9 protein-coding genes and 1 pseudogene are annotated in these 7,084 nt (G+C 63.4%); 6 read left to right on the top strand and 4 right to left on the bottom strand.

Translation table 11 applies throughout. The annotated features are described in order from the left end of the window. Positions 1 to 338 (top strand): annotated as a pseudogene (locus tag LBW87_RS23705) (ketol-acid reductoisomerase); the annotation flags it as partial. Positions 339 to 636: 298 nt separating this feature from the next. Further along, positions 637 to 1,281, top strand: a complete 645-nt coding sequence (locus LBW87_RS23700; protein WP_225203943.1) for a glutathione S-transferase — start codon at positions 637 to 639, stop codon at positions 1,279 to 1,281. Here LBW87_RS23700 and LBW87_RS23695 read toward each other — a convergent pair. Together LBW87_RS23695 and LBW87_RS23690 are read right to left on the bottom strand one after the other, a co-directional pair. Further along, complete coding sequence (locus tag LBW87_RS23695) at positions 1,248 to 1,769, bottom strand: glutathione peroxidase (RefSeq protein ID WP_225203942.1); 522 nt, start codon at positions 1,767 to 1,769, stop codon at positions 1,248 to 1,250. The genes LBW87_RS23700 and LBW87_RS23695 overlap by 34 nt on opposite strands. Before the next feature lie 32 nt (positions 1,770 to 1,801). Beyond that, positions 1,802 to 2,878, bottom strand: coding sequence for a type IV pilus twitching motility protein PilT (locus tag LBW87_RS23690; protein ID WP_225203941.1), 1,077 nt, complete (start codon positions 2,876 to 2,878; stop codon positions 1,802 to 1,804). Between the two features lie 84 nt (positions 2,879 to 2,962). Between LBW87_RS23690 and LBW87_RS23685 the strand changes: the two genes are divergently transcribed. The 4 genes from LBW87_RS23685 to LBW87_RS23670 are packed head-to-tail and all read left to right on the top strand — an operon-like array spanning position 2,963 to position 5,473. After that, positions 2,963 to 3,676 (top strand): YggS family pyridoxal phosphate-dependent enzyme, encoded by a 714-nt coding sequence (locus LBW87_RS23685; RefSeq protein ID WP_225203940.1) that lies wholly within the window; start codon positions 2,963 to 2,965, stop codon positions 3,674 to 3,676. Between the two features lies 1 nt (position 3,677). Further along, entirely contained in the window at positions 3,678 to 4,490 is an 813-nt protein-coding gene (gene proC, locus LBW87_RS23680) for a pyrroline-5-carboxylate reductase (RefSeq protein ID WP_225203939.1), read from the top strand. Continuing rightward, a complete protein-coding gene (locus LBW87_RS23675; RefSeq protein ID WP_225203938.1) occupies positions 4,490 to 5,224 on the top strand; it encodes a M23 family metallopeptidase in 735 nt (244 codons plus the stop codon). Before proC ends, LBW87_RS23675 begins: the two co-directional genes overlap by 1 nt. Before the next feature lie 21 nt (positions 5,225 to 5,245). Next, complete coding sequence (locus tag LBW87_RS23670) at positions 5,246 to 5,473, top strand: hypothetical protein (protein ID WP_225203937.1); 228 nt, start codon at positions 5,246 to 5,248, stop codon at positions 5,471 to 5,473. A gap of 34 nt (positions 5,474 to 5,507) precedes the next feature. Here the strand turns inward: LBW87_RS23670 and LBW87_RS23665 are convergent, their stop codons facing one another. Both LBW87_RS23665 and ubiA read right to left on the bottom strand, forming a co-directional pair. Beyond that, entirely contained in the window at positions 5,508 to 6,167 is a 660-nt protein-coding gene (locus tag LBW87_RS23665) for a thiopurine S-methyltransferase (protein WP_225203936.1), read from the bottom strand. Between the two features lie 18 nt (positions 6,168 to 6,185). Further along, on the bottom strand, positions 6,186 to 7,040 hold the full coding sequence (ubiA, locus tag LBW87_RS23660) for a 4-hydroxybenzoate octaprenyltransferase (protein WP_225203935.1): 855 nt from the start codon (positions 7,038 to 7,040) through the stop codon (positions 6,186 to 6,188). Between the last annotated feature and the right edge of the window lie 44 nt (positions 7,041 to 7,084).

Genomic DNA, 7,084 nt, shown 5'->3' with positions numbered 1-7,084 from the left:
GCCTGCACGAACTGAAGCTGATCGTCGACCTGATCTACGAAGGCGGCATCGCCAACATGAACTACTCGATCTCGAACAACGCCGAATACGGCGAATACGTGACCGGCCCGCGCATCATCAACGAAGAGAGCAAGGCGGTGATGAAGAAGGTGCTGGCCGACATCCAGACTGGCGAATACGCCAAGAGCTTCATCCTGGAAAGCCGTGCCGGCGCACCAACCCTGCTGTCGCGTCGTCGCATCAACGCCGAGCACCAGATCGAAGTCGTGGGCGAGAAACTGCGCGCCATGATGCCCTGGATCAAGGCTAACAAGCTGGTCGACCAAACCAAGAACTAATCACGTTACTCCGTCGTGCCGGCGAAGGCCGGTACCCAGTGTCGTTATGCACGTCGGATGATGCGCATCGAAAGACACTGGGTCCTGACTTTCGTCAGGACGACGGCGGTGGGGGTATAAGTAACCCGTCGTGCCGGCGAAGGCCGGTACCCAGCGTCGTTATGCACGTCGGATGACGCGCACCGAAAGCCACTGGTTCCTGACTTTCGTCAGGATGACGGCGGTGGCGTTATAACTATCCTGTCCGCTCCGCATGCAGTAACATCGTCACTCCAACCTCATCCAGGAGTGCTCCACGATGCAACTGATAGGCATGCTCGATTCCCCCTTCGTCCGTCGCGTTGCCATTTCACTGCAATTGCTGGGATTGCCATTTCAACATCAGTCGGTCTCCGTCTTTCGTCACTTCGAGCGCTTCGGCGAAATCAACCCGGTGGTCAAAGCGCCCACGCTGGTATGCGACGACAACGAAGTGCTGATGGATTCGACCTTGATTCTCGAGTATGCCGAAGCCTTGTCGGCCGAGGTCTCGGGGCACAGCCTGACGCCGGATGATATCCCCGGCTTGCAGCGGGCGCTGCGTATCACGGGCCTGGCCCTGGCGGTGTGTGAAAAGAGTGTGCAGATTGTCTACGAACACCAGCTGCGTCCGGCCGAGAAATTGCATGCGCCGTGGCTGGAGCGGGTGCGCGGCCAGTTGCTGGCCGCTTGCGCCGCGCTTGAGGATGAATATGCCCTGCGTCAGGTCGTGCCGACCAGCGCCACCATCGACCAGGCCACCATCACCACTGCAGTCGCCTGGTATTTCGTGCAGCAGACAGTGCCGCAATTCGTGGCGGCAGCCGATCATCCGTCATTGGTGGCCCTGTCTGCGGCCGCCGAGCGGCTGCCCGAGTTTGCTGCCGCGCCTTACGGCGACGGTACCTTCGTCTGGCCTGCCTGAGCGTCTTCCGCCAGTAACTGCTCGATGTCGGAAATCATTTCTTCCGGCCGGGTCTGCGGCGCGTAGCGGCGAAACACCGTGCCGTCGCGGCGCACCAGGAACTTGGTGAAGTTCCATTTGATGGCTTTGCTGCCGAGCAGGCCGGGCGCTTTTTGCTTGAGAAAGCGAAATAGCGGATCGGCCTCGTCACCGTTGACCTCGACCTTGGCAAACAGCGGAAAACTGACCCCGAACTTGCTCTCGCAAAACGCGCCGATCTCTTCGGCGCTGCCGGGCTCCTGTTTGCCGAACTGGTTGCAGGGAAAACCCAGCACCGCCAGGCCGCGCTCGCCGAACTGGCGATGGATGTGCTCCAGGCCGTTGTACTGGGGCGTGAAGCCGCATTTGCTGGCGGTGTTCGCAATCAGCATCACCTTGCCGCGCAATTGCGCCAGGTCGAAGTCGCTGCCATCGGCCAGTTTGGGATGAAAGTCGTAGACGTTGGTCATGCGGGGTCCTTGAAGATGTCCTGGGCGCCATTCTAAACCTCGCCGTGCCCGACGTCTCGGCAGCCGCGATCGGACACGCTTTCGGGTGAGCGTGCATGCGCCCTGGCGCATTCGACCGCGATTTCGCGCCGGTGCAGCAATTCCTGCAAACAGGCATCCAGCGTCTGCATGCCGGCGCCGGCGGCGGTCTGGATGGCAGAGTAGATCTGGGCCGTCTTGCCTTCGCGGATCAGGTTGCGAATCGCCGGGGTGCACAGCATCACTTCATGCGCGGCGATCCGGCCGCTGCCATCGCGCTTCTTCAGCAGGACCTGCGACACCACCGCCAGCAACGACTCGGCCAGCATGGCGCGCGCGGTTTCCCGTTCGCCCGCCGGAAACACATCGACAATGCGATCCACCGTCTTGGCCGCCGATGCCGTATGCAAGGTCGCCAGCACCAGATGCCCGGTCTCGGCGGCGGTCAGCGCCATGCGGATGGTCTCGGCATCACGCAGCTCGCCCACCAGCAGCACGTCGGGGTCTTCACGCAGCGCCGCGCGCAAGGCGCTGTCGAAGCAGAGGGTGTGACAGCCTATCTCGCGCTGGCTGACCAGCGAGCGGCGCGACTCATGCAACACTTCGATGGGATCTTCGATGGTCAGGATATGCGCCGCGCGATGCTGGTTGATGTGCTCCAGCATGGCGGCCAGGGTAGTGCTCTTGCCCGAGCCGGTAGGGCCGGTGACCAGCAGCAGGCCACGGGTGCGCATGACCAGGTCGGCGCAGATGGGCGGTGCGCCGATGGCGTCGAGTCGGGGCGCGGCGGCGGCAAGCGGACGGATCGCCGCGGCCGCGCCACGCTGCTGGATGAAGGCATTGACCCGAAAGCGGCCCAGCTGCGCATGCTGGAAGCAGAAGTCGCATTCGTGGCGCGCCGCGTAGCGCTGGCGTTGCTCTTCGGTCATCATGCCAGCCAGCATGCCGCGTAGCGTCTGGTCGCTTAGCGGCGCCAGGTTGATGCGACGGATTTCGCCATGTACCCGCAACAGCGGCGGCAGGCCAGCTGAAAGATGCAGGTCCGAGGCCTGATTTCTTGCGCTGAACGCCAGCAGGTCAACGATGTCCATTTATAATCCTCGCGGAGAAGCGCCAAAACAACCGTTTCAACTCATTTTTTCATTCCCCGCAGGCTCGCCGTCCCGGCCCGGATTATGTCGTCAATCGCTACAAACTTGCAAGAGTTGCAACAAAAGATCGCGGTCGCTGCCGAACAGGCGCAACGCGCTCCGGCATCGGTGCAACTGCTCGCGGTGTCCAAGACCTTCGGGCCGTCGGCAGTGCTGGAGGCGGTGCGCGCCGGCCAGCGGGCATTTGGTGAAAACTATTTGCAGGAGGCGCTCGACAAGATCGACGCCGTAGCGGCGCTGGCGCCAGAGGTCGTGCTGCAGTGGCATTTCATCGGCCCGATCCAGAGCAACAAGACGCGGCCTATCGCGGAGCGCTTCGACTGGGTGCATTCGGTCGACCGCGAAAAGGTCGCCCGCCGCCTGTCAGAGCAACGTCCGGCGGCGCTGGCGCCACTCAACATCTGCCTGCAGGTCAACATCAGCGGTGAAGCCAGCAAGAGTGGATTGTCGCCGGAAGAGTTACCGCAAGTCGCCGCGCAGGTGGCGCGCTTGCCGGGCCTGCGCTTGCGCGGCCTGATGGCGATCCCGGAAGCGACCGATGACGTCGCCCGTCAGCATGCCGCGTTTGCCGCCGTGCGCGCACTGTATGATCGATGTCGCGCCGACGGGCTGGCGCTCGATACCCTCTCGATGGGCATGTCGGCCGATATGTCGGCGGCCATTGCCGAGGGGGCGACCATCGTGCGCATCGGCAGCGCCATCTTCGGCCATCGTTCCATCCAACCAATCAGGAGTTGAATTGAAAATTGCATTCATCGGCGGCGGCAACATGGCCGCAGCGCTCATCGGCGGTCTGGTCGGCAAGGTTGCCGAGCCCGCCAACGTCCATGTAGTGGATCTCAACGCCGAGGCATTGCAGTCGCTCAAGACGCGCTTCGGCGTCAGCATTGCCGGCGCCATCGATGGCAGCGTGGCCAGCGCCGACGTGGTGGTGCTGGCGGTCAAGCCGCAGCAGATGCGCGACGTGGTGGCGCAGCTCAAGCCCGTCATCGGCGCCCAGTTGATCGTGAGCATCGCCGCCGGCATTCGCATGGCCGATATCTCGCGCTGGCTCGACGGGCATCAGGCGGTGGTGCGCGCCATGCCCAATACGCCGGCATTGATCGGCCGCGGCATCAGCGGCGTGGTGGCCTGCGAGCAGGTGTCGACCTTGCAGCGGGCCCAGGCCGATTCGATCCTCAAGGCGGTCGGCGAGACCGTCTGGGTCGGCCACGAAGAACAACTCGATGCCGTCACCGCGATTTCCGGCAGCGGCCCGGCCTATGTGTTCTATTTTCTCGAGGCGATGGAACAGGCCGCCCTCGAACTCGGCCTGTCGGCCGCAGAAGGCCTGGCGCTGGCCAAGGCCACCTTTGCCGGCGCGACCGAGCTGGCGCAGCGTTCCGAGGAACCGGTGTCGACCCTGCGTGAACGCGTCACCTCCAAGGGGGGCACGACCTATGCCGCCTTGACCAGCATGGAGCAGTCCGGGGTCAAGGATGCGATCGTCACTGCGCTCAAGGCGGCCGCTTCCCGTAGCAAGGAACTGGGCGACGAGTTCGGCCAGGCCTGATGAAGAAAACGGCATCACGATTTGCGGCATGGCCGCTGCTGGCATTGCTGTGGTTGGCCGGTTGTGCATCCACCGCAGACAGCGATGGTTACTACACCGTGCAGCGCGGCGACACGCTCTACAGCATCGGCCGCGACTTCGACCAGAGCCCGGGCAACCTGACCGCCTGGAACCGGCTGCGCAATCCCAACGACCTGGAAGTCGGTCAACGCATCCTGGTGCGCCCGCCCGGTAACGTGGTGGCGCGCACCGGCGCCGGCCAGACTCCGCGCGCGGCCACCCCGGCGCCGGCCCGCAAGCCAGCGGCTCCCGCCCGCCCGGCGACCAAGCCGGCGGCCAAGGAGGATGATGCTCCGGCCCCGGCCGACGCCCGCATCGACTGGGCCTGGCCGACCCAGGGCAAGTCGGCGCCCAGCGCCGACAGCTACAAGAAGGGGATCGACATTGCCGGGTCCGAAGGACAGGCGGTGCAGGCCGCCGCCGCCGGCAAGGTAACCTATGCCGGCCATGGCATTCGCGGCTATGGCAACATGGTCATCATCAAGCACACGTCGGTGCTGTTGTCGGTGTACGCCCACAACAAGACCATCACGGTCAAGGAAGGCCAGACCGTCACCCGTGGCCAGCAGATCGGTACCATGGGCAACAGCGACACCAATCGCGTCAAGCTGTACTTCGAGATCCGCCGCAACGGCAAGCCGATCAATCCCATGACGCTGCTGCCGCCGCGCTAATACTTATTGCAAGGAGCCTCGATGGCGACACTGGAAGAATTTGTCAGGAAACAAAAAGCGGGCGCGACCTTCGTCATCAGCGCCCAGATGCTGCGCATGAGCCCGGGCGAGTTCGATACCCTGGCGCAGGTCTGGCTGGATGACGGCGGCCCCGGCTTCAATGTCGTGGGCACGCCCTTCAGGTCGGTGGTGGAGGGCGAATTCCTGATCAGCCGCATGACCGTGATACGGACCACGGCTGATGTGTAGAAATCAATAACAGGCAATAACAAACGGCCAGGCGTCAGCGGCCGCCCTGCAGGTCATAGACCACGGTGTCGAGCCGTTTGACGCCACGCTCGATGAACTTGGTCTCGTGCTGCAGGATGTCGCGGCGTTCGATGGCCAGCACATCGGTATGGGCGGCGTACAGCCGCAGTACTTCCTCTTCGGTCACGGCAAAGGGTGGGCCATCCATCTGCTGCTGGTCGTACTCGAGCGTGATCAATAGCCCGCAGTAATTGGGCGCCAGGCGCCCGTACACCTGCTCGACGTAGCGCGTGCGCATCTCAGGCGGCAGGGCGATCAGGGCGGCGCGGTCATAGGCGCCGCGGCAGCCGGCCAGCGTGGCGTCGTCCAGGTCGAAGATGTCGCCGCAGATGATCTCCACATTGCCGGCACTGTAGTGCTTGCCTTGCGACGACTCGCGCACTACCGGCTGCATGCCGTTCTCGTCGAAGAACTGCTGGACCGCCAGTGCCGATAATTCGACCCCCAGTATCTTGTAGCCCTGCGCGGCCAGCCACATCATGTCGAGCGACTTGCCGCAAAGCGGCACCAGCACCGTGCTGCCTTGAGGCAGGGCCAGCGTGGGCCAGTGTTTTTGCAGCAGCGGCAATACCCGCTCCTGATGAAAATGGGTGCGGCCCTCGCGCCAGCGTTGCAACCAGAATTCGGCGTCCATGGTTTTATTTCTCCCTGCTCAGCGCATCAGATAGTCCAGCGCGACGCCGGCGAAGATCGCCGCGCCCAGCCAGTTGTTGTTATTGAACGCGGCGAAGCAGCGCATGCGGTCGCGTCCGCGAATCAGCGTGTAGTGATACAGCGCAAAGCCGCAGGCCACCAGCATGCCGGCCGAGAACCATGTCCCCAGTCCGTATTGCAGGCCGACCGCCCAGATCAGCGCCAGCGCCACCGCATAACAGAACATGATGGCCAGCACGTCGTAGCGACCGAAGGTGATGGCCGAGGTCTTGATGCCGATCTTGAGGTCGTCGTCGCGATCGACCATCGCATATTCGGTGTCGTAGGCCACCGCCCAGAACACATTGGCCACCAGCAGCACCCAGGCCGCGAGAGGCACTTCGCCGGTGACGCTGGCAAAGCCCATCGGAATGCCGAAGCCGAAGGCGATGCCCAGGTAGGCCTGGGGAATGGCGAAGAAGCGCTTGAAGTAAGGATAGCTGGCGGCAATGATCACGGCGGCCACCGACAATTGCTTGGTCAATGCATTCAACGGCAGGATCAGCAGGAACGACACCAGCGCCAGCACCGCGGCCACCATCAATGCTTCCCATGACTTGATCTTGCCGGCGGTGAGCGGACGCTGTTCGGTGCGTTTGACGAAGCGGTCGAAGTCACGGTCGGCATAGTCATTGATGGCGCAGCCGGCCGAGCGCATCAGCGCGGTGCCGACGATGTAGATGCACAGCACGCCAGGGTCGGGGTGGCCGCCCGAGGCCAGCCACAATGCAATCAGGGTAGGCCACAGCAACAGCAGGATGCCAATGGGTTTGTGGGCGCGCACCAGCAGCGCGTAGAGCTTGAGCCTGTTCATGCCTGATCCGTTCGACGAAAGCCGCATTATAAATCGATGCCGTG

The sequence above is a fragment of the Herbaspirillum sp. alder98 genome (assembly GCF_020179755.1).
Taxonomy (GTDB): domain Bacteria; phylum Pseudomonadota; class Gammaproteobacteria; order Burkholderiales; family Burkholderiaceae_D; genus Herbaspirillum.
Note: the sequence above shows the minus strand (reverse complement) of the source record. Positions and strands in the feature narration are given on the sequence as shown.